This is a genomic window from Arthrobacter sp. Y3223151 (genome assembly GCF_059091125.1).
Genome location: NZ_JBNHGI010000006.1, coordinates 144,373 through 170,216 on the forward strand (window position 1 = coordinate 144,373; position 25,844 = coordinate 170,216).

Below are 25,844 nucleotides of genomic sequence, written 5' to 3' on the forward strand. Positions count from 1 at the left end.
CCGCCCTAGAGGATTCCGATGTTGCGCTTCAGCTCGTGCGGGGTGACCTGCAGCCGGTAGTCGTGCCACTCGGCCCGCTTGTTGCGCAGGAAAATCTCGTACACCTGTTCGCCCAGGATCCCGGCGACCAGCTCCGACTCCTCCATGCTGCGGATGGCGTCATGCAGGCTGGACGGCAACGGGTCCAGGCCCATCGCCCGCCGCTCGGCGGTGCTCAGGCTCCACACGTCGTCCTCGGCGGCCGGCGGCAACTCGTAGCCCTCCTCGATGCCCTTGAGCCCGGCGCCCAGGAGCACCGCGTAGGACAGGTAGGGATTGGCCGCCGAGTCGATGCCCCGGTATTCCACCCGGGCGGACTGGCCCTTGCTCGGCTTGTACAGCGGCACCCGCAGCAGCGCCGACCGGTTGTTGTGGCCCCAAGACACATAACTGGGGGCCTCTCCCCCGCCCCACAGGCGCTTGTAGGAGTTGACGAACTGGTTGGTAACGGCGGTGAATTCGGGTGCATGGCGCAGGATCCCGGCCATGAACTGGCGCGCCGTCTTGGAGAGCTGGAATTCGGCGCCGGCTTCGAAGAATGCGTTCGAGTCTCCCTCGAACAACGAAAAGTGCGTGTGCATGCCGGACCCCGGGTGGTCGGAGAACGGCTTGGGCATGAAGGTCGCGTAGATGCCCTCCATCAACGCCACTTCCTTGACCACCGTGCGGAAGGTCATGATGTTGTCCGCGGTCTGCAGGGCATCGGCGTACCGGAGGTCGATCTCGTTTTGGCCGGGCCCGTCCTCGTGGTGGCTGAACTCCACCGAGATGCCCACGTTTTCCAGCATCGTCACCGCGGTGCGGCGGAAGTCCTGGGCAACACCGCCGGGCACGTGGTCGAAATACCCGGCGTGGTCCACGGGCACCGGGACCCCGTCCGGACCCAGCTGGTCGGACTTGAGCAGGTAGAACTCGATTTCGGGGTGCGTGTAGCAGGTGAAGCCCATCTCCGCGGCCTTGCCCAGCGTCCGCTTGAGGACGTTGCGGGGGTCGGCGGTGGACGGTTCGCCGTCGGGGGTGAGCACGTCGCAGAACATCCGGGACGTTTGCTCCGCTTCACCCCGCCACGGCAGGATCTGGAACGTGGTGGGATCCGGCTGGACCAGCATGTCGGACTCGAAGACCCGGGCCAGCCCTTCGATCGAGGAGCCGTCGAAGCCGAGCCCCTCCTCGAAGGCGCCTTCGACCTCGGCCGGGGCCAGCGCCACCGATTTCAGCGACCCGACGATGTCGGTGAACCAGAGCCGGACAAAGCGCACGTCGCGTTCCTCGATGGTACGGAGGACGAATTCCTGCTGACGGTCCATGTGCTGCCTTTCGCTGTGTCCGGGCCACGGCATCCAAAACTGCATGCCAAGGCCTGCGGTGGTCTGCTTCCCTTTAGCCTACTGGCAGCACAACCGAAGTTGGCGCCCCCGGTAACGCAGCCGCGCACAAGTGGAGCAGCAGTCGTCTGAGGATTAGGCTCTACCACATGCCCACTTCACAGACTTCCGGTGCCGAGCAGCCGGCTCCTTACGGCACGCCGGCGGCGGCATCGGCTTCCCGCCCGGCCCGCCGCACCCGCATCCACCACCTGCAGCAGGCCAAGGACGAGGGCCGGCGCTTCGCCATGCTGACGGCGTACGACCAGTACACCGCGGAAATCTTCGACGCCGCCGGCATCGAGGTGCTGCTCATCGGGGACTCGGCGTCCAACAACGTCCTGGGCAACGAGACCTCCCTGCCGATTACCGTGGACGAGATGCTGCCGCTCTGCCGGGCGGTCGCCCGCTCGGCCCGCAGCGCCTTCGTCGTTGCCGACCTGCCCTTCGGCAGCTACGAGGTGTCGCCGGCGCAGGCGGTGGAAACGGCCGTGCGCTTCCTGAAGGAAACCGGCGTCCACGCGGTGAAAATGGAGGGCGGCGCCTACTATGCGGACACCGTCCGGGCCATGGTGCAGGCCGGAGTTCCGGTACTGGCGCATATCGGCTTCACTCCGCAGAGCGAACATGCGCTGGGCGGCTACCGGGTGCAGGGCCGCGGCGACGACGCCGAACGGCTCATCGACGACGCCCTGGCCCTGGAAGCTGCCGGAGCCTTCGCGGTGCTCATGGAGATGGTCCCGGCCGAGGCGGCCGCCAAGGTGGACCAGGCCCTGCGTGTCCCCACGATCGGGATCGGGGCCGGGCCGTCGACCACCGGCCAGGTCCTGGTCTGGCAGGACATGGTCGGCCTGCGCGGCGGCAAGATGGCGAAGTTCGTCAAACAGTATGCGGACGTGCGCACCGTGATCTCCGACGCCGCCGCCGCCTTCCGCTCGGACGTCCAGGACGGCGCGTTCCCCGGCCCGGAGCACTCCTTCTAGGCGGCGTGTCCCTTCAGGCTCCGGCGGCCTCTAGGCCCCGCGGCCTCTAGGCTTCGCGTCCCTTTGATCGGCGCACCCCGCCTCGGGGCAGGCGCCGGCGGGATCAGTCGTCCTCCGCGTCCCACTCCTCGTTGCGCCGCTGCACCTTTTCCAATGCGTGCTCGGCCTCTTCGCGGGTCTCGTAGGGGCCGATCAGCTGGGTCCAGTCGGACTGGGCGCCCACTTCCACCTGATGGGTGACCACGTTGTACCAGAAATCCGCCATGCCGGCCTCCTTACGTTGACGGCGCCCGGCAGCGTTCGAAGGCTGTTGCCCCTCCGCTGTCGGGCACCTCTGCAGCACCTATATGATCGATACTATGCCCCACAACGCAGCAACAGCACCCGTCGGAACCCTCGTTCAAGGCACAGTCAGCCCCCCGTTGCCCGTTCCCCCTTCGATCGTTCGGCCCGAGTACGCGTGGAAGCCGGCGCCGGCCAAATTCACCGGCTCGGAGGTCAAGACGCCGGAGACCATCGAGAAAATCCGCGTCGCCGGACGGATCGCCGCACAGGCCATCGTGGAGGTCGGCAAGCACATCGAGCCGGGCGTGACCACCGACGAGTTGGACCGGATCGGGCATGAATTCCTGCTGGATCACGGGGCGTATCCCTCCTGCCTGGGCTATCGCGGCTTCCCCAAGTCGATCTGTTCCTCGGTGAATGAAGTGATCTGCCACGGCATTCCGGATACCACCGTGCTGCAGGACGGGGACATCATCAACATCGATATCACCGCGTACCTGGACGGCGTCCACGGGGACACGAACTACACCTTTTTGGTCGGTGACGTCGATGAAGAGTCGCGCCTGCTGGTCGAGCGCACCCAGGAGTCGCTGCGCCGCGGCATCAAGGCCGTGGCCCCGGGGCGGGAGATCAACGTCATCGGCCGGACCATCGAGTCCTATGCCAAACGTTTCGGCTACGGCGTGGTCCGCGATTTCACCGGCCACGGCGTCGGCGAGGCCTTCCACACCGGCCTGATTATCCCGCACTATGATGCCGCCCCGGCCTACAGCCGGGCGATTGAGCCGGGCATGGTTTTCACCATCGAGCCCATGCTGACCCTGGGCACGATCGAGTGGGAGATGTGGGATGACAACTGGACGGTCGTCACGAAGGACCGCAGGCGGACCGCCCAGTTCGAGCACACGCTGGTGGTCACCGACTCCGGAGCGGAAATCCTCACCCTCCCCTAGCCTTTAGCAGCCTGACACCGCCGGACACAGCGGGTAGGCTTCCGGTAGTCCGGCGAGGCGCGCCGGGGCTCAACGCGCACGGAGGTGGCATGGCGACCCAGGACACTGTCGTCAAGAAGGCAGCCAGGCGGGCGGCCCGGTCGGCGATCGGCATCGATATCGGCGGAACCGGCATCAAGGGCGGCATCGTCGACCTCAAAAAAGGCATCCTGGTCGGCGACCGCATCCGCTATGACACGCCCCGCCCCTCCAGTCCGGAGGCCGTGGCCGACGTCGTCGCGCGCATCGTCAAAGAACTCAGCGCGCGCCCGGAAGGACCCGAATCCGACCGCCCGGTGGGGGTGACGTTCCCCGCCATCATCCGCCACGGCATTGCACGGTCGGCGGCCAACGTGGACGAGCGCTGGATCGGCACCGACGTCGACGCGCTGCTCACGCACCGGATGTCCCGCCCCGTGCAGGTGATGAACGACGCAGACGCGGCCGGCCTGGCGGAGGTCCGCTACGGGGCGGGTTCGGGGGTAAAAGGGACCGTGCTGGTCATCACCCTGGGCACGGGCATCGGGTCCGCGTTCATCTTCGACGGCAAGCTGGTGCCGAACGCCGAGCTGGGCCACCTGGAGCTGGACGGGCACGACGCCGAGTCGAAGGCTTCCGCCGTGGCCCGCGAACGCGACGGACTGGACTGGGCGGAGTACTCGCAGCGCCTGCAGCGGTACTTTTCGCACGTCGAGTTCCTGTTCTCGCCGGAACTGTTCATCATCGGCGGCGGCATCTCGAAACGGAGCGAGGACTTCCTGCCCCGGCTTCAGCTGGCCACGCCGATCATCCCGGCCCAGCTGCGCAACAACGCCGGCATCGTAGGGGCGGCCCTGCAGGCGGCCCTGCACTTCGGCTTCGCCAAATAGGCCGGCAACCGGACGGTTGGTGCCGGTGGCGGCCTCGGCTTCCCCTCCGCAGCCGCCACCGGAGTCTTGGTCGCGCTATTGCGCTGTCAACGGCCGTTGCCGGCCTTCGGGCCCCTGCTGGCCGTTCCGCTGCGCATCGTGGCGCAGCTGGTCGATCGCGGATTCGAAATCCTCCAGCGATTCGTAGCCCTGGTAGACGCTGGCGAACCGCAGGTAGGCGATCAGGTCCAGCTTCTTCAGCGGGCCGAGGATGGCCAAGCCCACCTCATGCGCGTCGATTTCCGCGGCCCCGCTGGCGCGGACAGATTCTTCGACTTCCTGGGCCAGCATGGCCAGGTCATCTTCCGTCACGGGACGGCCCTGGCAGGCCTTGCGCACGCCGTTGACGACCTTGGTCCGGCTGAACGGCTCGCTGACACCGGAGCGCTTGATCACGCTGAGGCTGGTGGTCTCCACTGTGGTGAAGCGGCGCCCGCAGGCCGGACACTGGCGGCGCCGCCGGATCGCCGAACCGTCATCGGTCAGCCGGCTGTCCACCACCCGGGAATCGGAGTTGCGGCAGAACGGACAGTACACGCCACACTCCTTCCCTCGGGACAGCCAACCCATTCATCCTAGAACCATATGTAGGTGAATTACAAGACTGTCATTACTACATGTTGGGGTTTGGCCCGGTTCAGGCGAATCGGATGGCGACGGCGTCGCCGTGGGCCGGGAGGTTCTCGGCGCGGGCCAGCGCGGCGATGTGCCCGCTGACTTCCCGCAGCGCCGCGTTGCCGTAGTTGACCACCTGGACGGCACGCAGGAAGGTCGTCACGTTCAGGCCGCTGGCGAAGGTGGCGGTCCCGCTGGTGGGCAGCACGTGGTTGGAGCCGGCGCAGTAGTCGCCCAGGCTCACCGGGCTGTAGTCGCCTACGAAGATCGCTCCGGCGTTGCGGATCCGGGCGGCCACCGCGGCCGCGTCGGCGGTCTGGATCTCCAGGTGTTCGGCGGCGTAGGCATCGCAGACGGCGATGCCCTGTTCCAGCCCGTCCACCAGGATGGTCCCCGACTGCGGGCCGGACAGCGCCTCGCGGACGCGGCGGGCGTGTTTGGTGCGGGCGACCTGCCCGCCGAGTTCCCGGCGCACTGCCGCCGCCAGTTCCTCCGAAGCCGTGATCAGGACCGAGGCGGCGTGCGGGTCGTGCTCGGCCTGGCTGATCAGGTCGGCGGCCACGAACGCCGGATTGGCAGTCTCGTCGGCCAGGATGGCGATCTCGGTGGTGCCGGCCTCCGCGTCGATCCCCACCACGCTCTTAACCAGCCTCTTGGCCGTGGCCACATAGACGTTGCCGGGGCCCGTGACGACGTCCACCGGTTCCAGCGCCGGGCCGTGCGCGTTCGCGGGCGCGCCGTAAGCGAACGCCGCCACCGCCTGCGCGCCGCCGATGGCGTACACCTCGTCGATTCCCAGCAGTTTGGCGGCGGCCAGGATGGTCGGGTGCGGGAGCGAGCCGAAGTCTTTCTGCGGCGGCGACGCGAGGGCGATGGACGCTACGCCCGCGGCCTGGGCGGGTACCACGTTCATGACGACCGATGACGGGTACACCGCCAGCCCGCCGGGGACGTAGAGGCCCACCCGGTTCACCGGGATCCATTTGTGCGTCACCACCGCTCCGTCACCGATCTCGACGTCGGTGTCCGCCGGCTTTTGCGCCGCGGCGAACCGCCGGGCGCGCGCGATCGATTCCTCCAGGCCGGCGCGGACCTGCGGATCCAGCTGTTCCAGGGCTTCGTCCAGCGCGGCCGCCGGCACGCGGGGGTGCAGTTGCTCGACCCCGTCGAAGCGGCGGGCAAGCTCCGCCAGGGCGGCGAACCCGCCCGCCCGGACCTTGCCGATGATTTCCTCTACGGCGCCGGTGGCGGCGTCGAAGGTGGTCTCCGCCCGCGGCATGGCGGCCTTGAGTTCGGCGGTGCCCAGCCGGCGGCCGCGCAGGTCCAGGGTGGGGAAATCGTTGAAGGTGTTGGCCGAGTCTGCAGAAGTCACCCACCCATTCTACTGACCCGGCGCCGCCGCCCGGTCAGGCATCGAGGCAGGCGGGCCCGAGCAGGACTTTGAGGTCGCCGAACAGCGAGGGGTTCGGATTGACCCGCAGGTCCACCCCGAGCTTCATCACCTCGACCTTGCGCGAGCCGTTCAGCCGCACCTGCACCTCGGTGGTGCCCGGGTGGGTGCGCAGCACGTCGCCCAGCGCGGTGACCACCGACTCGGTGGCCTTGAAGCTGGCCATCGAGATCACGACGGGTCCGGAGTGCCCGTCGCTCAGGTCCGGAACGGTGAGTTCCTGCGCATTCAGGGTGACGGCACCGTCGTCGCGGCGCTGCAGCCGGCCGCGGACCACCACGATCAGGTCTTCCGCGAGCACGGTGGCGATCGGCGCGTAGGCCTGCCCGAAGAACATCACCTCCATGGAACCGCCCAGGTCCTCGACCTCGGCGCGGGCGTAGGCGTTGCCGCTGTTCTTGGCGATCCGGCGCTGCAGCGACGTGATCATGCCCGCGATGGTGATGATCTGACCGTCCGGCGGGCCGTCCTCGCCGATCACGGACGTGATGGACAGGTCCGCGTGCTGGCTCAGGATCCCGTCCAGCCCCTGCAGCGGGTGGTCCGAGACATACAGGCCGAGCATGTCCCGCTCGAACGCGAGCTTGTCCTTCTTGTCCCACTCGGGCAGGTCCGGCACGTCGACCGACAGGCCCCCGGCGGTTTCGCCGCCGTCGTCGAACGCGCTGAAGAGGTCGAACTGGTTGGCCGCCTCGTTGCGCTTGAGCACGATCACCGAGTCCACCGCCTCTTCGTGGATCATCGCGAGGGCGCGGCGCGGATGGCCCAGCGAGTCGAAGGCGCCCGCCTTGACCAGCGACTCGATGGTGCGCTTGTTGCACACCACGGCCGGGACCTTCTGCAGGAAGTCGCTGAAGCTGGCGAAGTTGCCCTTCTCGTCGCGTGCGGCCACCATGGCGTGCACGACGTTGGCGCCGACGTTGCGGATGGCGCCCATGCCGAAGCGGATGTCCGTGCCGACCGGGGTGAAGTTCAGTGCCGACTCGTTGACGTCCGGCGGCAGCACGGTGATGCCCATGTGCCGGCATTCGTTCAGGTACAGCGCCAGCTTGTCCTTGTCGTCGCCCACCGAGGTGAGCAGGGCGGCCATGTATTCGGCCGGATAGTGCGCCTTCAGGTAGGCCGTCCAGTAGGACACCAGGCCGTAGGCCGCCGAGTGCGCCTTGTTGAACGCGTAGTCGGAGAAGGGCAGCAGGATGTCCCACAGCGCCTTGACCGCCGCCTCGGAGTAGCCGCGGTCCACCATGCCTTGGTGGAAGCCCGCATACTGCTTGTCCAGTTCGGACTTCTTCTTCTTGCCCATGGCGCGGCGCAGGATGTCCGCCTGGCCCAGCGAGAAGCCGGCCACCTTCTGCGCGATCGCCATCACCTGCTCCTGGTACACGATCAGGCCGTAGGTGGTATCCAGGATTTCGCGCAGCGGCTCTTCCAGCTCCGGATGGATCGGGGTGATCTCCTGGACGCCGGTCTTGCGGAGGGCGTAGTTGGTGTGCGAGTTCGCGCCCATCGGGCCCGGCCGGTACAAGGCGATGACGGCGGAGATGTCTTCGAAGTTGTCCGGGCGCATCATCTTCAGCAGGGACCGCATGGGGCCGCCGTCGAGCTGGAACACGCCGAGGGTATCGCCGCGGGCGAGCAGTTCGTAGGACGGCCGGTCGTCCAGGTCGAGCGTTTCAAGGTCCAGGTCGATGTCCTGGTTCATCTTGATGTTCTCGATGGCGTCCGTGATGATCGTCAGGTTGCGCAGGCCGAGGAAGTCCATCTTGATCAGGCCGAGGCCTTCGCAGGTGGGGTAGTCGAACTGCGTAATGACCTGGCCGTCCTGCTCCCGGCGCATGATCGGGATGATGTCGATCAGCGGTTCCGAGGACATGATCACGCCGGCGGCGTGCACGCCCCATTGGCGCTTCAGCCCCTCCAGGCCCAGCGCGGTTTCGAAGACCTTCGCGGACTCCTGGTCGGACTTGAGCAGCTCACGCATCTCATCGGCCTCGCCGTAGCGCTTGGCGTTGGGGTCGTGGACTTCCTTCAGCGTCAGGCCCTTGCCCATGACGTCCGGCGGCATCGCCTTGGACAGCCGCTCGCCGGTCGAGAACGGATAGCCCATGACGCGGGACGAGTCCTTCAGCGCCTGCTTGGCCTTGATGGTGCCGTAGGTGACGATCATGGCGACGCGGTCGTCGCCGTACTTCTCGGTGACGTACTTGATCACCTCGGGGCGGCGCCGGTCGTCGAAGTCGACGTCGAAGTCGGGCATCGAGACGCGGTCCGGGTTCAGGAAGCGCTCGAAGATCAGCCCGTGCTTGAGCGGGTTCAGGTCGGTGATGCGCATCGCGTACGCGACCATGGAGCCGGCGCCGGAACCACGGCCGGGTCCGACGCGGATGCCGTGGTCCTTCGACCAGTTGATGAAGTCGGCGACCACCAGGAAGTAGCCGGGGAAGCCCATCTGGAGGATGATGCCGATCTCATATTCGGCCTGCTTCCGCACGTCGTCGGGAATGCCGTGGGGGAACCGGTAGTGCAGGCCCTTCTCGACTTCCTTGACGAACCAGGACTCCTCGTTCTCCCCCTCCGGGACCGGGAAGCGCGGCATGTAGGAGGCCTTGGTATTGAACTCCACGTTGCAGCGCTCGGCGATCAGGAGCGTGTTGTCGCAGGCCTCCGGGACGTCGCGGAAGATGGCCCGCATTTCCGCCGGAGACTTCAGGTAGAACTCGTCCGCGTCGAACTTGAAGCGCTTCGGGTCGGCCAGCGTCGAGCCGGACTGCACGCACAGCAGCGCCGCGTGCGACTTCGCGTCTTCGGCATGGGTGTAGTGGAGGTCGTTGGTGGCGACGAACGGCAGCCCGAGTTCGCGGGCCAGTTTCCGCAGGTCGGCCTGGACGTTGCGTTCGATGTCCAGGCCGTGGTCCATCAACTCGCAGTAAAAGTTTTCTTTGCCGAAGATGTCCCGGAAATCGGAGGCGGCCTGCTTGGCCTCGTCGTAGAGTCCCAGCCGCAGCTTGGTCTGGACCTCGCCGGACGGGCAGCCGGTGGTGGCGATCAGTCCCTTGCCGTAGGTCTGCAGCAGGTCGCGGTCCATCCGGGGCTTGTAGAGGTAGCCCTCCAGCGAGGCCAGCGAGGAGGCGCGGAACAGGTTGTGCATGCCCTCGGTGGTCTCGGCCCACATGGTCATGTGGGTGTAGGCGCCGGCGCCGGAGACGTCGTTGCGTCCGCCGTCGCCCCACCGCACCCGGGTCTTGTCCGCCCGGGCGGTGCCCGGCGTCAGATACGCTTCCACTCCGACGATCGGCTTGATGCCGGCGTTGCGGGCCTTGTTCCAGAAATCGAAGGCGCCGAAGACGAACCCGTGGTCGGTCGTCGCCACCGCGTTCATGCCCAGTTCATCGGCGTGGCTGAACAGGTCGGTCAGCCGCGCCGCACCGTCGAGCATCGAGTACTCGGTGTGGTTGTGAAGGTGGACGAAGGAATCGTTGCCGATTTTGGATGAAGTCACTGCTGCCACCGTTTCATTCTAGGTGCCGGAGCCAGCCAGTACCGGCTTACACGCGGTGTTCGGCCAGCGCCTGCAGCGCGTAGGCCAGGTCCCGCGGGTACTCGCTCTCGTATTCGACCCACTCCCCGCTGCCGGGGTGGTGGAAACCAAGTTTCTTGGCGTGCAGCCACTGCCGGGTCAGTCCCAGCGCGGCGGCGAGTTTGGGGTCCGCGCCATATGTCAGGTCGCCGGCACACGGATGCCGTAGCGCGGAAAAGTGAACCCGGATCTGGTGCGTGCGGCCGGTCTCCAAGTGCACCTCGACCAGCGAAGCCCTGCCGAAGGCCTCGAGTACCTCGTAGTGGGTGATCGAGTTGCGGCCGTCTTCGACCACGGCGAACCGCCAGTCGTAGCCGGGATGCCGGCCGATCGGCGCATCGATGGTGCCCTCCAGCGGGTCCGGCAGTCCCTGGACCAGCGCGTGGTAGACCTTGTCCACCGTGCGTTCCTTGAACGCGCGCTTCAGCAGGGTGTAGCCGTGTTCGGTCTTGGCGACCACCATGACGCCGGAGGTTCCCACGTCCAGGCGGTGGACGATGCCGGCCCGCTCGGCGGCACCCGACGTCGAAATCCGATAGCCCCGGGCGGCCAGGGCTCCGACGACGGTCGGGCCGACCCAGCCCGGCGAGGGGTGGGCGGCAACGCCCACCGGCTTGTCGATGACGACGAAATCGTCCTCGTCTCCGAGAATCTGCAAATCCTCAACCTCTTCCACCACGACGGCGAGCGGATCCCGCTGTTCGGGTACGGCAATGCGCAGGCTTCCCTGCTGCGGGAGCTTCTCCGACTTGGCGATAACCCGGCCGTCCAATTCCACGCGTCCGTCGCCGAGGAGTGCTGCGGCTGCCGAGCGGGATACTCCCAGCAGCGCGGCCACCGCGGTATCGGCCCGCGCGCCGGCTGTCCGGGCGTCCAGCTCCACGACCCTGACGTCGTCAGTCACCGCTCTCCCCCGCCGCCTTGCCGTCGCCGGCCGGCTTGTCCGCGGCCTTGGCGGTCTCCCGGGTACCGTCCATTCCGATGCCCATGAACGTCAGCACGCACCACAGGATGACCGCTCCCACCACGGCGGAGTCGGCAATGTTGAAGATGGCGAAGTTGGGAAAGGCGATGAAGTCCACCACGTGGCCCACCCCGAAGCCGGGTTCGCGGAACAGCCGGTCGGTCAGGTTGCCCAGCGCGCCGCCGAGCAGGAAGCCGAGGGCCACGGACCACCACAGGGACCGGACCTTGCGCGCGTAGATCACGATCGCCGCGGAAACCGCCGTCATGACGATGGTGAACACCCACGTGTAGTCCTCGCCGATCGAGAACGCGGCCCCGGAATTGCGGATGAAGTGCCAGTGCAGCAGCGGCGGCAGCACCGGGGTGATCTGGCCCTCGGTCATGGTGGACACCACCCACCACTTGGTCAGCTGGTCGAAGGCATAGGCGAACGCCGCGCAGCCGGCCAGCAGCAGGATGAACCGGCCGGCGCCCTTCCGCTGTCCCGGTGCGGCCGCCGCCCCATCGTCGGGTCGATCGGCTGCCGGTGAAGTTTCTGACATGTCTCTCTCGTCTTCAGTGCCGGTCGGGCGCCGGCGCGGGGCGTCCAAAGCCAATGGCCGGCGGCAGGGTAATCCCGGCGCCGGCCATTGGGAGCCCCGTGGCACGGGGCTGGCGGTTATCTTCCGCGCTTACGCGTCGGCGCTGTCCTTGACCTCGGGGGCAGCGAAGGATCCGCGGGCTTCCAGGTCCCGCAGCTGGCCTTCGATGTACGCCTTCAGGCGGGCCCGGTAGTCGCGTTCGAATCCACGCAGCTGCTCCAGCTTGCGCTCCAGCACGGCCTTCTGCTGCTCGAGGTTGCCCAGGGTCTTGCGGCTCTTCTCTTCGGCGTCATTGACCAGGCTGCTGGCTTCCAGCTGTGCCTCGGCAATGATCTTGTCCCGCTGCTCCACGCCGGCGGTGACGTACTCGTCGTGGAGCTTCTGGGCCATGGCCAGCACGCCCGCGGCGGACTCGGCGGCCGCGGTGTGCCCGGTCCCGGATGCCGGAACGGCCGCGGGGGCCGGCTTCGGCTCCTCCTTCGGCTTGGGCTCTTCCTTGGGCTCTTCCTTGACCGGTTCCCTGACCTGCTCGGTCTTCGGGGCGGCGGAGACCGGAGCCGGCACGGAGGCCTCCGGACCCTGGTTCGACGTGGCGTCGGCCAGCTTCTTGCGAAGTTCGTCGTTCTCCTGGTTCAGCCGGCGGAGTTCGACGACGATCTCATCTAGGAAATCGTCGACCTCGTCCTGGTCATAGCCTTCGCGAAACTTGGTCGGCTGGAACCGCTTGTTGACAACGTCTTCTGGCGTCAAAGCCATCTGGTCACCTCATACTGGTTCGTGGGTCATGAATGCTACGTGCTGGATTCATAACAACGGTAGCGAATATCCGCCGTGCAACGGACATCCGCCAGCTATATCTGAATCAGAATATATCGTTTCGGAGACGAACACTAACGCGCCCCCGGTCAGGCCAGACCGGCCACGATCGCCATGGCGATCGTGACGGCAAGGAACAGGACCAGGAACGCAAGATCGAGCGCGAATCCTCCGATTCGCAGCGGCGGAATGAGCCGTCGGAGGGCCTTCATGGGCGGGTCGGTCACGGAGTAGACCGCTGACGCCGCGACGAGCGCGATGCCGCGCGGCCGCCAGCGCCGGGCAAAGGCCTGCACGATTTCAAAGACGATCCGCACGATCAGGGCCAGCTGGAACAGCATCAAGATCAGGTAGAGCAGGACGAAAATGAGGGACACGCCGGTTCCACGATTCCTAGCGCTAGAAGGAGTAAGGCTGGCGGCACGCCTGCCGGAGGTGGCTGCGGGCTAGCTCTGGTTGAAGAAGCTGGCCTGCTGGTCGCTGGACTTCCGGTCCTCGCCCAGCACTTCCACGCTCGACGGCGAGAGCAGGAAGACCTTGTTCGTGACCCGCTCGATGCTGCCGTGCAGGCCGAAGACCAGGCCGGCGGAAAAGTCGACCAAACGCTTGGCTTCCGCTTCGCCCATGTCCGTGACGTTCATGATCACCGGAATGCCGTCGCGGAAACTTTCGCCAATGATCTTGGCATCATTGTACGACCGCGGATGCACGGTGGTGATCTGGTGCAGCACTGTAGCGTCCTCGCGGGCCGACGGAGCGCGCTTGATCGGCGTCACCGGCGCCCGGTATTCCTCGGCAACCTGCTTCACCGGCGGGGCGGGCTCGGGGCGGCGCTCCTGACGGGGCTGGTCCACAGGCTGCTCCTCATCTCGAGCGGGCGTGTCTGCCTGCTCGGCTTCGTAGTGCTCGTCACCATCGGCGAGCCCAAGATAAATCATTGTCTTGCGCAGTGTGCCTGCCATGGTCGCTCCCATCCTGTCTTCAGCGCTGCTGTCCCGCCTTGCCAGGTCCCGGATTGGCGGGCCCGGCAAGGAGTCTGCCTAGCCAAAACGCTACCCCACGGCCGGTCGCGGGCCGAGGACATCGGAACCGACGCGGAGGTGTGTCGCGCCCGCGGCGACCGCGGCTTCGAGGTCCTGGCTCATGCCCGCCGACACCAGGCCGGCGCCGGGGTGCTGTTCCTGAAGCCGCTGCGACAGCTCGACCAGCCGGCCGAACGCGCGGGCAGGGTCTGCGCCCAGCGGTGCGACCGCCATCAGCCCGGCGGGGTTCAGTCCCGTGGTGTCACCGAGGGCATCGGCCAGCGCCGGGATGTCCTCCGGCCGGGCACCGCCGCGGGCCGCCGTGCCGGCGCCCTGCCCGGTGCCGCTCTCGTCGAGGTTTACCTGGATCAGGCAGTCCAGGTGCGCCCGCGGTGCGAGCCCGGCGGCCTCCCGCCGTTCCTGCTCGGCGAGCACGGCCTTGCCGAGGGCGGTGACGAGTTGCCGCCGGTCCACCGAATGGACCACATCCGCGTACCGCACCACGGACTTTGCCTTGTTCGTCTGCAGTTGGCCGATGAAATGCCAGCGGAGCCCGGCACCGGCAAGCTCGGCGGCCTTCGCGGCCGCTTCCTGGTCCCGGTTTTCGCCGACGTCGGTGACGCCCAGGTCATGCAGCAGCGCAACGTCGGAGGCCGGGAAGAACTTCGTCACGACGATCAGTTCCGGCTCCGTGGAACGCCCCGCGGCGGCCCGGGCGATCCGGGCCCGGACACGTTCCAGGTTCGCTGCCAGTTCGGACTTGCGGGCGTCGGTACTCATGCGTCCTTCCAGACAAGGCCGGCGAACCGGCCGGTTCGTTGATCGCGCCGGTAGGAGTACAGCCTCTCGTCCTCCCGGGTGCAGCCGGCCACCTGGTGCACGTCCACACCGAGCCCGGCCAGCTCTGCCCTGGCTCCGGCGGCAAGGTCCAGGGCCGGCGTCCCCCAGGCTGTCCTCGCCGCCAGTTGGGGAATCCGGTCAACCGCCTCGGCCTGCATCTGCTCGGGAACCTCATAGCAGGCCCCGCAGATGGAGGGACCGATCCAGGCCCGCAGTTCGCCCGCACCGGCCTCGCGGAGCCGGGCGACGGTGTTGGCCAGCACCCCGTCGAGCAGTCCGCGGCGGCCGGCATGGGCCACGGCGGTGGCGGCCCCGCCGTCGGGACGTGTCCCCACCAGCACGACCGGCAGGCAGTCCGCGACCATCACCGCCAGCGGTGCCGCGCCGTCGGCGCTGACCAGCGCGTCGGCCGGCGCGGCTCTTTCAGTGGTGTCGGCCTCCCCGCCGCCGGCGGGGATGACCGCCGCGACGGCCGAATGCACCTGGTTCATGAACCGCAGCGAACCGGCCGGTACGGACATGGCGTCTTCCAGCGCCGCGCGCCGCCGGAGCACCGTGTCGGGGTCGTCCCCGACATGCAGGCCAAGGTTCCCGGCCGAGCGGTCGGTAAAGGCGGCCCACACGCCGGTGTGGACCCGCTGCTTCCACCAAAACACTGCCGGACCCGCCTGGGGGTTTACTTCAGGAAGTCCGGAACGTCCAGGTCGTCGACGCGGCCCGCGCTCAGGTCCGGCTCGACGATGGCCGGCAGATCCATGTCGAAGCCCGCATCGGCGGGAACGTGGTGCTGCGGCATGGCACTGCTGAAGCTGTGCTCAATGGGCTCCGAGACCGGCACGGACGGCTGGGCGGCCGGAACGGCGGGCGTACCGGCCGGGGCGGCGGCCGGCTTCTGGGGCGGAGCGGAGGTGACGTCCACCTGGTCAAAGCCGGCGGCGATGACGGTCACCCGGGCTTCGTCGCCGAGCGCATCGTCGATGACGGCGCCGAAGATGATGTTCGCCTCGGGGTGTGCGACTTCCTGCACCAGCCGGGCGGCCTCGTTGATCTCGAACAGGCCCAGGTCCGATCCGCCCTGGATCGACAGCAGCACGCCGTGCGCACCGTCGATCGACGCTTCCAGCAGCGGAGACGCGATCGCCAGCTCGGCGGCCTTGACGGCCCGGTCCTCGCCGCGGGCGGAGCCGATGCCCATCAGCGCCGAGCCGGCGCCCTGCATGACGGACTTCACGTCCGCGAAGTCAAGGTTGATCAGGCCCGGGGTGGTGATCAGATCGGTGATGCCCTGCACGCCGGAGAGCAGCACCTGGTCGGCGGACCGGAAGGCATCGAGCATGGAGACGTTGCGGTCGCTGATGGACAGCAGACGGTCGTTGGGGATCACGATGAGGGTGTCGACTTCGTCGCGCAGCGTCTCGATGCCGCTTTCGGCCTGGTTCGACCGGCGGCGGCCCTCGAACGTGAACGGGCGGGTGACAACGCCGATGGTCAGGGCGCCGAGCGAGCGCGCGATCCGGGCCACCACCGGTGCGCCGCCGGTGCCGGTGCCGCCGCCTTCGCCGGCGGTCACGAAGACCATGTCCGCCCCGCGCAGCACTTCCTCGATCTCTTCGGCATGGTCCTCGGCGGCCTTTCGGCCCACCTCCGGGTCGGCGCCGGCACCAAGACCCCGGGTGAGTTCGCGCCCGACGTCGAGCTTGACGTCGGCGTCACTCATCAGCAGTGCCTGAGCGTCGGTGTTGATGGCGATGAACTCCACGCCGCGGAGTCCCACCTCGATCATCCGGTTGACGGCATTCACGCCACCGCCGCCGATGCCGACGACCTTGATGACGGCCAAGTAATTCTGCGGTGCTGCCACGTCCTGTGTCCCTTGCTCGAGTCTGTGCACTGATCAGTTCTGCCGGAGCGGGCGGGTACCCTGTCCGGTAGTTTCACCTAACCTTAACCTTCAACTTGAAGGTTAGAGTTATGTCAAGTAGTTCCTATTCGAGACGCTAGACGCAAGCCCCGGCCCACACAACGACCTTGCTCCGCGTGTCGCGCGTTCCCACCATGTTGCGCATTTCCCGTCTCCTGCTCAACGCGTCACCGGGCGTGTGGGCGTGCTCACATCGATGACGCTCGCCTTGTCTTTCACGTCTTTTGCCCGCAGCAGCGCCTGCAGGACGGTGGCCTTGAGTTCCTGCTCCTGCGCGTTCCCCCACAGCACTTTCTGGCCGCTGGCCAACTGGAGTTCCACCGAGTCCACCGACTGCGCGGAGGCGTGCTTGAGTTGTTTCAGGACGTCGGGCGGCAGCGCGGCGAGCACCCCGGTGATGGACGCGAAGACATCCGGGTTTTCGGCGGCCTTCGCGCCGTCGATCAAGGGCAGTTTTGCCTCGCTGCGCTTGGCGACCGACGCAAGTTCCGTCCCCGACTCGTCGATCAGCACGAATTTCTTGCCGTCCTTCAGCACGGCCACGGGGGTGTGCTCGATGATCCGAACGTGCAGTTCCGACGGCGGCCTGGCGATCACTTCCACCGACTCCACTGCCGGCAGGTGGTCCACCCGGGCATGGACGTCGCGTTCTCCGATGCGGGCCAGCGGCGTTCCCATGAGCGGTTGCAGCGCCTCGGTGAGCGTTGCTTTTTCAGTCAATTCGGCGCCCTCGACGGTGATCGTCTTCACGGCCAGCGCCGGCGACAGGAAGATCACCGACATCAAGACGGCGAAGAGCACGGCCACAATCCCGGCGGCGATCAACAGCCGGCGCCGCGTCTTACGCGCGGCCGGTTCGGGGAAACTGACAACGGTGGTATCGGAGGTGTCCGCCCCGTCCGCGCGGTCCGGTCCCGCCCCGTGGCCCCGCCACCGCGACAGCAGCGCTGCCGCCCCGGCCCGCTTGGCGCCGGACGCGCGCGCGGTCTTGCCTGCCCCCTTGCCGGGCGCGCCGGATGCTGCGGGGACGGACGGAGTGCCGGAGCCGGGCTTGGGTGTACGCGCGGGCCGTGCCGCTCCCCCGGCTTTGAGGGTGCGGGAAGGAGCCGCTGTCCCGGCCGTCCTCCCGGCGGCGGCAAGACCGCCCCGACCGGAAGGCTTGCCCGATCCGCGCTTGGGGGCGCGCGGGGCGGGCTTGGCTGCCGGGGCCGGTCTGGCTGCCGCGGCGGGCCCGGCAGCCGCAGTGGACTCCGCGGCGGGCATGGCCGACACCCTGCCGGTGTTGATCCGCACGCCCGTGTCCCGGGGCGCCTCCGTCGCAGCTCCGGGGTTTGGCTGCTGCCCGATGGCCTCCGGCGGCCGCGGGGCGTCCGGCTGCCGGGCGGCGGCGGGACGTGCGGCGGGCGTGCGGGGCTTGCGCGGACTCATCGCGCCGCCGCTGCGGCCTGCCCCAGGGCTTCGACCAGCACCGGCCCGTATTGGGTCACGTCACCGGCGCCGACGGTCAGCACGATGTCCCCGGGCCGGGAACGGGCAACAATGTCCCGCACCGCCCGCCCCGGATCCGGTGCATAGCTGCCGGGAGCGAGCCGGCTGGTGATCAGTTCGCTGGTGACGCCCGGGATCGGATCTTCGCGGGAGGCGTAGATATCGAGGACGGCCGCCGAATCGGCCAGTTGCAGGGCCCGGGCGAACTCCGCGGCAAATTCCCGGGTGCGGGAAAACAGATGCGGCTGGAACAGGACATGCACCGCATGCCCGCCGGCCACCTTGCGGGCGGCCGTGAGGGCCGCGTGGACCTCGGTGGGGTGGTGTGCATAATCGTCGAACACGCGCACCCCTGCCGCCGTGCCCTTGGCCTCGAACCGCCTGGCTGCTCCGGTGAACCCGGCCAGTCCCTCGGCTGCGGTGGCCGGATCGATGCCCTGGGTGATGGCCACGGCGAGGGCGGCGGCGGCATTGCGGATGTTGTGCTCGCCCGGCACCTGCAGCCGCAGCGTGCAGCTGCCGCCGGGGTATGCGATCCTGCTGGTGCTCCCCGAGCCGGCGAAGACTGTGTCTTCGACGCGCACCTGGGCTTCGGCCGCGTAGCCATAGCCCAGCACGCGGCCTGCTGCGCCGGACGCCGCCGTCCGTTCCGCCAGGGCGCGGGCGCCGTCGTCGTCGAGGCAGGCCACCAGGGTGCCGTCGGCCGGAAGCAGTGCGGTGAACCGGTCGAAGGAGGAGTACACGGCTTCGGCCGACCCGTAGTGGTCCAGGTGGTCGGCCTCCACGTTGGTCACCACGATGACCTGCGGATTGTAGTTGAGGAACGACCCGTCGGATTCGTCTGCTTCGGCGACGAACAGTTCGCCCCGCCCGTGGGCGGCGTTGACGCCGAGCGCCGCCACATCGCCGCCGATGGCGAACGAGGGTTCGCAGCCGGCCGCCTGCAGCATCACGGTCGCCATGGCCGTGGTGGTGGTCTTGCCGTGGGTGCCGCCGACGGCGATCAGCCGCTTCCCCTCCATCGCGGCGGCAAGGGCCACCGAACGGTGCACGATGTTCAGGCCGGCGGCGGCGGCGGCCTGCAGTTCGGGGTTCTCCGGCCGGATGGCGGTGGAGACTACCACCGTGTCCGCGCCGGCGACATGGGCGGCCTCGTGGCCCACGAAGACGTTGGCACCGAGGGCCTCCAGCTGGCGCAGGACCGCCGAGTCGCGCGCGTCCGAACCGGAGACCGGCAAGCCGCGGGCCAGCAGGATCCGGGCGATGGCGGACATTCCGGCGCCGCCCAATCCAATGAAGTGCACGGCGCCGAGGTCGCCGAACGGCAGCCGGGCGGTGGTGTGGAAATCAGTGGCTTTCATCTGTGTTCCTCCCTGCTGCCTCGAGCACCAATTGTGCCATTCGGGTGTCCGCGTCGCGGATTCCCAGGGCGTGTGCCGCGGCGGACATCTGCTGCAGCCGCTCCGGGTTTTGCAGCAGGGGGATTAGTTCGTCCGTGACCCAGCGGGGTGTGAACCCGCCGTCGCTGACCAGCACGGCCCCGCCCGCGGCCACGAGGGAGGCCGCGTTCAGTGCCTGTTCGCCGTTGCCGTGCGGCAGCGGCACCAGCACGGACGGCAGGCCCACGGCGGCTATCTCGCACACCGTGGCCGCGCCGGCGCGGGCCAGCAGCAGGTCGGCCGCCGCGTAGACATCCTGCATGCCGTCCACAAATTCCACCTGGTGGTAGCCGGGAGCGGCGAGCAGCTGCCCGTCGGCGTCCCGCAGCGCCTTGTTCCGCCCGGTGATGTGCAGCACCTGGATCCCTGCCGCGGCGAGCTCCTGCAGGGAGGCGCCGATGGTGCGGTTGATGCTCAGCGCGCCCGAGGAGCCGCCGGTGACAATGAGGGTCGGCCGGTCCGGCGCCAGTCCCAGCCGCCGGCGCGCGGCTTCGCGGGAGGCTTCCCGGTCCAGGGTGGCGATTTCGGGCCGCATCGGCATGCCGACCCAGCGGGCGCCGGGCAGTTTCGTGTCTTTGAACGCGACCGCGACCCGGCCGGTCAGCCGTGCCCCGACCCGGTTCGCCAGCCCCGGCCGGGCGTTGGCTTCATGGATCACGATCGGCACCCGGCGCAGCCTGGCGGCGATGTAGACCGGCGTGCACACATACCCGCCGACGCCCACCACGACGTCGGCCTTCGCGCCGTCGATGATGCCCGCGGCCTGGCGCACGGCCCCGGCGAACTTGAACGGCAGCTTCAGCAGGTCGAGGGAGGGGCGGCGCGGCAGCGGAACCCGCCCGATCGTGGCGAGCCGGTGGCCCGCCGCGGGGACCAGCCGGGTCTCCATGCCGACGGCGGTGCCGACAGCGAGGATGCGGGCCGCGGGGGCGGCCCGGAGGACGGCGCCGGCGATGGCCAGCAGCGGGCTGACGTGCCCCGCCGTGCCGCCGCCGGCCAGGACCACAGAGGGATCGGAAGTGTTCATGGTGTTGCGGAAGTACCTTCTGCTCGGCTGCTGGTGGTCTGGGTGGGGGTCAGCGGTTCCCGGCCGGCGCTTGCTGCCGCCACCGGCCCAGGAGTCCCCCGGACTTCTTCCGGCCGGGCACATCGGTCCGGGCAAAGGACAAGAGTACACCGACGGCGGCCAGGGTGACCGTCAGCGCGGAGCCTCCGTAGGAGATGAACGGCAGGGGCACTCCGATCACCGGAAGCAGGCCGGTGACCACCGCGATGTTCACGAACGCCTGGCCGATGATCCACACCATGATGGAACCCGCGAGGATCCGCACGAAGAGGGAATCCTGGCGCATCACGGTGCGCACCAGGGCGATGGCCAGGACGCCGAACAGCGCCAGGATGACGGTGGTGCCGAGCAGGCCCAGCTCTTCGCCGATGATGGCGAAAATGTAGTCGTTGTGGGCTTCGGGAATCCAGTTGTATTTCTGCCGGCTCTGTCCCAGTCCCACGCCCCACCAGCCGCCGGAGGCGAGGGCGAAGAGCCCGTTGCATGACTGCATGTTCAGCCCGGTCGTCGCCTCACAGCTCTGGTCCGTCCACATGAGGACGCGGCCCATGCGGTTGGGGCTGACCACCACGAGCAGCAGCACCAGCGCGCCGGCCCCCAGACCGGCCAGGCCGAACAGCTTCAACGGGGCGCCGGCGAAAAACAGTCCGCCGGCAATAATGAGCATCAGGATCATCGCGGTGCCCAGGTCGTTGCCGAGCAGCACCGGGCCGACCACGAGGAGGGCACCGGGCACGACCACCGGGATCAGCAGGTGCTTCCACTGGCCCAGCAGCCGCTCTTTGGCCGCCAGCACCGTTGCCATCCACAGGGACATCCCCAGCTTGGCCACTTCCGACGGCTGCAGGGACACATTGCCGGGGAGGTAGATCCAGTTGCGGTTGCCGCCGACCGTTTCGCCCAGCGGGGTAAAGACCAGCAGCAGCAGGAGCACCGACACCGCGAGGCCGGGCCAGGCGAGCTTCCGGTAGGTGGACACCTTCCACCGCGAGAGGACCAGCATCGCCGTGACCCCCAGTCCGGCGAACACGGCCTGCCGGATGAACAGGCTGAACGGCGAGGTTTCGTCGGCGATCGATTCCACCGCGGACGACGACAGCACCATCAGCAGGCCGATGGCCGTCAGGGCCAGCGCCGAGCCCAGGATCAGGTAGTAGCTGGCCCCGCTGGACCGCGTGCCGGTGCCCTGGATGCGGTCCAGCAGGTCGGTGCCTCGCTGCCGCAGCTCGCGCATCCGGCCGGCGGGGGCGGCCTTCGTCGCGGGAGCGGCGTGACCGCGGGCAGCGGCGGGGGCCGGTGTCCGGCTTCCGCTGCGGGTGGTGGCCATTACTGCTCCTTAGTCGACGGTGCCTGTCCCTCTCCGTACCGGCGGACCGCTTCCATGAACGCATTGCCCCGGTGGGCGTAGGACGTGAACCGGTCCATCGAGGCGGCTGCCGGCGCCATCAGCACGGTGTCCCCGCCGGCGGCGATGCCCGCTGCCGCTTCCACGGCCGCCGCCATCACGGTTTCGCCGTCGGTGTCCGCCGCCTCCGGGGCGCTGCCTCCAGTGTCTCCCGGGTGCGCGTGGACGACCGGGACATCCGGTGCGTGTCGCTGCAGCGAGGCCAGGAGGGCGGTGTTGTCCCTGCCGATCAGCACCACAGCTTTCAGCCGGCGCGCGTGGTCGGCGATCAGCTCGTCGTAGCTGACGCCCTTGGAGAGTCCGCCGGCGATCCATACGACCGAGGAGAAGGACGCCAGCGAGGCCGACGCCGCATGCGGGTTCGTCGCCTTGGAGTCATTGACCCACAGCACACCGGCGTGCTCCAGCACCTTCTGGATCCGGTGTGCCCCCGGATCGAACCGCCGCAGTCCTTCGCGGACCGCGGCCGGTTCCACGCCGTACGCCCGGACCAAGGCGGCGGCGGCCAGGGCGTTGGCCACCTGGTGCCGGGGCGCCGGGTCACCGAGGTCGCCGAGGCCGGCCAGCTCGGTGGCGGAGTCCCGGCGTTCTTCGATGTAGGCCCGATCCACGAGCAGGTTCTCCACGACGCCGACCATGCTGACCGCCGGCATTCCGGTCGTGAAGCCGATCGCCCGGCAGCCCTCGACGACGTCGGCCTCCTCGACCATTTCCTCGGTCTCGCGCTGCTCGGCGTTGTAGACGCACGCGATCCTGGTCCGCTCGTAAATCCTGGCCTTGTCGGCCAGGTACGCCTCATAGGTCCCGTGCCAGTCCACGTGGTCTTCGGCCACGTTGAGCACCACGGAGGCCAGCGGGGACATGGTGTGGGTCCAGTGCAGCTGGAAGCTCGACAGCTCGACGGCGATGACGTCGTAGCCGATGGGATCACGCACCGCGTCCAGGATGGGCGTGCCGACGTTGCCGGCGGCGATGGCGCGCAGCCCGGCCGCCTGCAGCATGGATTCGGCCATCCCCACCGTCGTGGTCTTGCCGTTCGTACCGGTGATGGCCAGCCATTCCGCGGTGCGCCGGCCGGCGCGTTCGCGGACCCGCCACGCCAATTCAACGTCGCCCCAGATGGGGATCCCCGCGTCCGCCGCGGCGGCCAGCAGCGGTGTCCGCGGCTGCCAGCCCGGCGAGGTGACCACCAGTTCGGCCGGCTCCCCGCCGACGTCGGGCAGTGCGCCGGTGTGGTCTTCGCCCAGCAGGACCTGCCGGGCCCCGACAATCTTCAACGTGTCGGCCTTGGCCCGGTTTTCCGCCGTGTCGCTGCCGTCGACGACGACGACGGAGGCGCCCAGTTCGATCAGCGTGTCGGCCGCGGAGAATCCCGACAGCCCGATGCCGGCGACCACCACGCGCAGCCCGGACCAGTCCGCGTCCCAGGAGGTGAGTGCGTCGAGCCGGCTCATGAGCCCAGCACCCATTCGGCGTAGAAGATGCCCAGCGCGGCCGCCACGCACAGCCCGGCGATGATCCAGAAGCGGACGACGACGGTGACTTCGGCCCACCCCTTGAGCTCGAAGTGGTGCTGCAGCGGGGCCATCTTGAAGACGCGTTTGCCGCCGCTGAGCTTGAAGTAGACCACTTGGATGATCACGGACAGCGAGATGATCACGAACAGGCCCGCCATGACCACCAGCAGCAGCTGGCTGCGGGACAGGATGGCGAACCCGGCGATGGCGCCGCCGATTGCCAGCGACCCGGTATCGCCCATGAAGATCTTGGCGGGGGCGGTGTTCCACCACAGGAACCCGATCAGCGCGCCGGCCATGGTTCCTGCCAGCAGCGCCAGGTCCAGCGGGTCGCGTACCTCGTAGCAGACCTCCCCGGGGACCTTGACCGAGCCGCAGCTCTGGTTGAACTGCCAGATGCCCATCAGCATGTAGGCGCCGCAGACCATCACCGAGGCGCCCGCCGCGAGCCCGTCCAGCCCGTCGGTCAGGTTCACGCCGTTGGTGGCTGCGGTGACAATGACGTTCGACCAGATGATGAACAGGATAGTGCCAAGCACGGTGCCGCCGAAGGCGAGGTCCAGCCACGGGATGTCACGGGCGAAGGAGATGTTCATCGACGCGGGCGTGCGGCCCGCGTTGTCCGGGAAGTTCAGCGCCAGGACGGCGAAGAGAATGCCGACGATGCCCTGCAGCACGATCTTGGCCCAGGCCCGCAGCCCGAGGCTGCGCTGCTTGGAGATCTTGATGAAGTCGTCCAGGAAACCGACCAGCCCCATGCCGGCCATCAGCAGCATGAGGACGCCGGCGGAGACGGTGGGCCCGGAATGCGCTTCCCCGTTCATCATCCACATCATCAGGTGCGTGGCAAAGTAGGAGAGCATCACCGCGGCCACGATGACCACGCCGCCCATGGTGGGCGTTCCGCGCTTGGTGTGGTGCGCCGTCGGGCCGTCGTCGCGGATGAACTGGCCGTAGCCTCTCCGCACCAACAGCTTGATGAACAAGGGCGTGCCGAGCAGGGACAGGACCAGCGCCAGGGCAGAGCCGATCAGCAGGGCTATCACTGCGCCTGGCCTTCCTGTTGGGTTTCGGGTCTGCGCGCTGCAGCCGCCGCGGGGCCGTCCGTCGACGGATTTCCTAATGCTATCCGGTCGCCCAGGAACCGCAGCCCGGACGAGTTGGAGGACTTGAACAGCACCAGGTCGCCCGGTTCCAGTTTCTCCTCGAGCACCCCGCGGGCCTCCTCGGGCGTGGCGACCCAGAGCGATTCGTCGCCCCAGGAGCCTTCCAACACGGCGGCGTTGTGCATGGCCTTGGCTCCCGCTCCCACCACGATCAGGTGGGAGATGTTCAGCCGGACCACTATCCGCCCGATCGCGTCGTGGGCCTGCACGGAGTCTTCGCCCAGTTCCAGCATTTCGCCCAGCACCGCCCAGGTGCGGCGGCCGCGGCCGAGTTCGGCCAGCGTGCGCAGCGCTGCCCGCATGGATTCGGGGTTGGCGTTGTAGGCGTCGTTGATCACCGTGACGCCGTCGGCGCGCTCGGTGCGTTCCATCCGCCAGCGGCTGGCGGGGCCGGCCCCGTTCAGGCCGGCGGCGATGGTTTCGGCCGGCACGCCCAGCGCCCAGGCGGCGCCGGCGGCGGCCAGCAGGTTGGTCACGTGGTGGATGCCGATCAGCCCGGAGGTTACCGGCTGCTCGGAGCCGTCCGGGAAGCGGAGCGTGAATTCGGGGTGCCCGTCGTCGTTGACGCGGGCGCCGCGGGCCCGCAGCAACGGCGCGGTGCTCCCGTCGGGCAGGGTGAAGTCATCGTTCGAGCTGAAGTACAGGATGCGGGCCCGGGTGCGGGCGGCCATGGCCAGGACGCGGGGATCGTCGGCATTGAGCACGACGGTACCGCCGTCCGGCACGGCCTCGGCCAGCTCGCCCTTGGCGATCGCGATGTTGTCCACGCCGCCGAATTCCCCGGCGTGGGCGGTCCCGACTCCCAGCACCACGCCGACGCCGGGGTTGACCATGTCCGTCAGGTACCGGATGTGGCCAATGCCGGTGGCGCCCATTTCCACGACCAGATAGCGGGTGTCGAAGTCCGCGGCGAACACCGTCAGCGGCACGCCGACCTCGCCGTTGTAGGAGCCGATCGGGGCCACGGTGGGCGCTGTCCGGCGCAGGATGCCCGCGAGCAGGTCCTTGGTGGTGGTCTTGCCGGCGCTGCCGGTGATGCCCACGACCTCGAGCCCCGCGGAGGCGCGCAGCCGTGCCACGATGGCCGCGGCGACGGCGCCCATGGCCAGCACGGCGTCCGCCACCACGATCTGCGGCAGGAGGCGGCCGGCCGAGTCGGAGACCTCGCGTTCGGTCAGAGCCAGCACGGCACCGGCTTCGAAGGCCGCGGGGACGTAGAAGTGCCCGTCTGCGGTCTCGCCCGGCTTGGCCACGAACAGGCCGCCGGGTTCAATTTCGCGGGAGTCTGTGGTGGCGGAACTCACGGTGATGCCGGCGGTGTCCCCCGTGGCACCGACGGGTTCCCCAACGATCCGTCCGCCGGTAATCGCCGCTATTTCGGCTGCAGTTAGTTCAATCATGACG

23 protein-coding genes are annotated in these 25,844 nt (G+C 68.5%); 3 read left to right on the forward strand and 20 right to left on the reverse strand.

Annotated elements, in window-relative coordinates; translation table 11 throughout:
• Positions 1-5 precede the first annotated feature (5 nt).
• Positions 6-1,346 (reverse strand): glutamine synthetase family protein, encoded by a 1,341-nt coding sequence (locus AC5RUP_RS10725; RefSeq protein ID WP_494067624.1) that lies wholly within the window; start codon positions 1,344-1,346, stop codon positions 6-8.
• Between the two features lie 167 nt (positions 1,347-1,513).
• Between AC5RUP_RS10725 and panB the strand changes: the two genes are divergently transcribed.
• Positions 1,514-2,386, forward strand: coding sequence for a 3-methyl-2-oxobutanoate hydroxymethyltransferase (gene panB, locus AC5RUP_RS10730; protein ID WP_494131333.1), 873 nt, complete (start codon positions 1,514-1,516; stop codon positions 2,384-2,386).
• A gap of 103 nt (positions 2,387-2,489) precedes the next feature.
• Here the strand turns inward: panB and AC5RUP_RS10735 are convergent, their stop codons facing one another.
• Positions 2,490-2,729, reverse strand: a complete 240-nt coding sequence (locus AC5RUP_RS10735) for an SPOR domain-containing protein (protein ID WP_494091496.1) — start codon at positions 2,727-2,729, stop codon at positions 2,490-2,492.
• A 16-nt stretch (positions 2,730-2,745) separates the two neighbouring features.
• Here AC5RUP_RS10735 and map point away from each other — a divergent pair, with 16 nt between their 5' ends.
• Complete coding sequence (gene map / locus AC5RUP_RS10740; protein ID WP_494153407.1) at positions 2,746-3,624, forward strand: type I methionyl aminopeptidase; 879 nt, start codon at positions 2,746-2,748, stop codon at positions 3,622-3,624.
• Between the two features lie 89 nt (positions 3,625-3,713).
• On the forward strand, positions 3,714-4,532 hold the full coding sequence (ppgK, locus tag AC5RUP_RS10745) for a polyphosphate--glucose phosphotransferase (RefSeq protein WP_494153406.1): 819 nt from the start codon (positions 3,714-3,716) through the stop codon (positions 4,530-4,532).
• A 75-nt stretch (positions 4,533-4,607) separates the two neighbouring features.
• Here ppgK and nrdR read toward each other — a convergent pair whose 3' ends face one another.
• The 18 genes from nrdR to AC5RUP_RS10835 form a co-directional block, all read right to left on the reverse strand.
• A complete protein-coding gene (nrdR, locus tag AC5RUP_RS10750; protein WP_493999479.1) occupies positions 4,608-5,108 on the reverse strand; it encodes a transcriptional regulator NrdR in 501 nt (166 codons plus the stop codon).
• 100 nt (positions 5,109-5,208) lie between these two features.
• On the reverse strand, positions 5,209-6,558 hold the full coding sequence (gene hisD / locus AC5RUP_RS10755; protein ID WP_494153405.1) for a histidinol dehydrogenase: 1,350 nt from the start codon (positions 6,556-6,558) through the stop codon (positions 5,209-5,211).
• Between the two features lie 34 nt (positions 6,559-6,592).
• Positions 6,593-10,135, reverse strand: a complete 3,543-nt coding sequence (gene dnaE / locus AC5RUP_RS10760) for a DNA polymerase III subunit alpha (RefSeq protein WP_494153404.1) — start codon at positions 10,133-10,135, stop codon at positions 6,593-6,595.
• A gap of 46 nt (positions 10,136-10,181) precedes the next feature.
• Positions 10,182-11,117, reverse strand: coding sequence for an RluA family pseudouridine synthase (locus tag AC5RUP_RS10765; RefSeq protein ID WP_494149353.1), 936 nt, complete (start codon positions 11,115-11,117; stop codon positions 10,182-10,184).
• Positions 11,110-11,721: a signal peptidase II gene (gene lspA / locus AC5RUP_RS10770; protein WP_494067618.1), complete on the reverse strand. Its 612-nt coding sequence runs from the start codon at positions 11,719-11,721 to the stop codon at positions 11,110-11,112. Before lspA ends, AC5RUP_RS10765 begins: the two co-directional genes overlap by 8 nt.
• Before the next feature lie 129 nt (positions 11,722-11,850).
• Positions 11,851-12,516: a DivIVA domain-containing protein gene (locus AC5RUP_RS10775; protein WP_494091493.1), complete on the reverse strand. Its 666-nt coding sequence runs from the start codon at positions 12,514-12,516 to the stop codon at positions 11,851-11,853.
• A 149-nt stretch (positions 12,517-12,665) separates the two neighbouring features.
• Positions 12,666-12,953, reverse strand: coding sequence for a YggT family protein (locus AC5RUP_RS10780; protein ID WP_493977952.1), 288 nt, complete (start codon positions 12,951-12,953; stop codon positions 12,666-12,668).
• A 69-nt stretch (positions 12,954-13,022) separates the two neighbouring features.
• Positions 13,023-13,538, reverse strand: coding sequence for a cell division protein SepF (locus AC5RUP_RS10785; protein WP_493999473.1), 516 nt, complete (start codon positions 13,536-13,538; stop codon positions 13,023-13,025).
• 90 nt (positions 13,539-13,628) lie between these two features.
• Positions 13,629-14,378: a YggS family pyridoxal phosphate-dependent enzyme gene (locus tag AC5RUP_RS10790; protein ID WP_494158535.1), complete on the reverse strand. Its 750-nt coding sequence runs from the start codon at positions 14,376-14,378 to the stop codon at positions 13,629-13,631.
• On the reverse strand, positions 14,375-15,094 hold the full coding sequence (locus AC5RUP_RS10795; RefSeq protein ID WP_494158536.1) for a purine nucleoside phosphorylase YfiH/LACC1 family protein: 720 nt from the start codon (positions 15,092-15,094) through the stop codon (positions 14,375-14,377). Before AC5RUP_RS10795 ends, AC5RUP_RS10790 begins: the two co-directional genes overlap by 4 nt.
• Positions 15,095-15,114: 20 nt before the next feature.
• A complete protein-coding gene (gene ftsZ, locus AC5RUP_RS10800; RefSeq protein WP_494154985.1) occupies positions 15,115-16,299 on the reverse strand; it encodes a cell division protein FtsZ in 1,185 nt (394 codons plus the stop codon).
• Between the two features lie 219 nt (positions 16,300-16,518).
• The gene (locus tag AC5RUP_RS10805) at positions 16,519-17,787 is read right to left on the reverse strand and encodes a cell division protein FtsQ/DivIB (RefSeq protein ID WP_494158537.1); all 1,269 of its coding nucleotides are present in this window, start codon (positions 17,785-17,787) and stop codon (positions 16,519-16,521) included.
• Positions 17,784-19,208, reverse strand: a complete 1,425-nt coding sequence (gene murC / locus AC5RUP_RS10810) for a UDP-N-acetylmuramate--L-alanine ligase (protein WP_494155020.1) — start codon at positions 19,206-19,208, stop codon at positions 17,784-17,786. The genes AC5RUP_RS10805 and murC overlap by 4 nt, the downstream gene beginning before the upstream one ends.
• Positions 19,195-20,313: an undecaprenyldiphospho-muramoylpentapeptide beta-N-acetylglucosaminyltransferase gene (murG, locus tag AC5RUP_RS10815; protein ID WP_494158538.1), complete on the reverse strand. Its 1,119-nt coding sequence runs from the start codon at positions 20,311-20,313 to the stop codon at positions 19,195-19,197. Before murG ends, murC begins: the two co-directional genes overlap by 14 nt.
• 49 nt (positions 20,314-20,362) lie before the next feature.
• Positions 20,363-21,679 (reverse strand): putative lipid II flippase FtsW, encoded by a 1,317-nt coding sequence (gene ftsW / locus AC5RUP_RS10820; protein ID WP_494158539.1) that lies wholly within the window; start codon positions 21,677-21,679, stop codon positions 20,363-20,365.
• Positions 21,679-23,211, reverse strand: coding sequence for a UDP-N-acetylmuramoyl-L-alanine--D-glutamate ligase (murD, locus tag AC5RUP_RS10825; protein WP_494158540.1), 1,533 nt, complete (start codon positions 23,209-23,211; stop codon positions 21,679-21,681). The genes ftsW and murD overlap by 1 nt, the downstream gene beginning before the upstream one ends.
• Positions 23,208-24,320, reverse strand: coding sequence for a phospho-N-acetylmuramoyl-pentapeptide-transferase (mraY, locus tag AC5RUP_RS10830; RefSeq protein WP_493999464.1), 1,113 nt, complete (start codon positions 24,318-24,320; stop codon positions 23,208-23,210). The genes murD and mraY overlap by 4 nt, the downstream gene beginning before the upstream one ends.
• Positions 24,317-25,840: a UDP-N-acetylmuramoyl-tripeptide--D-alanyl-D-alanine ligase gene (locus AC5RUP_RS10835; protein WP_494158541.1), complete on the reverse strand. Its 1,524-nt coding sequence runs from the start codon at positions 25,838-25,840 to the stop codon at positions 24,317-24,319. Before AC5RUP_RS10835 ends, mraY begins: the two co-directional genes overlap by 4 nt.
• Between the last annotated feature and the right edge of the window lie 4 nt (positions 25,841-25,844).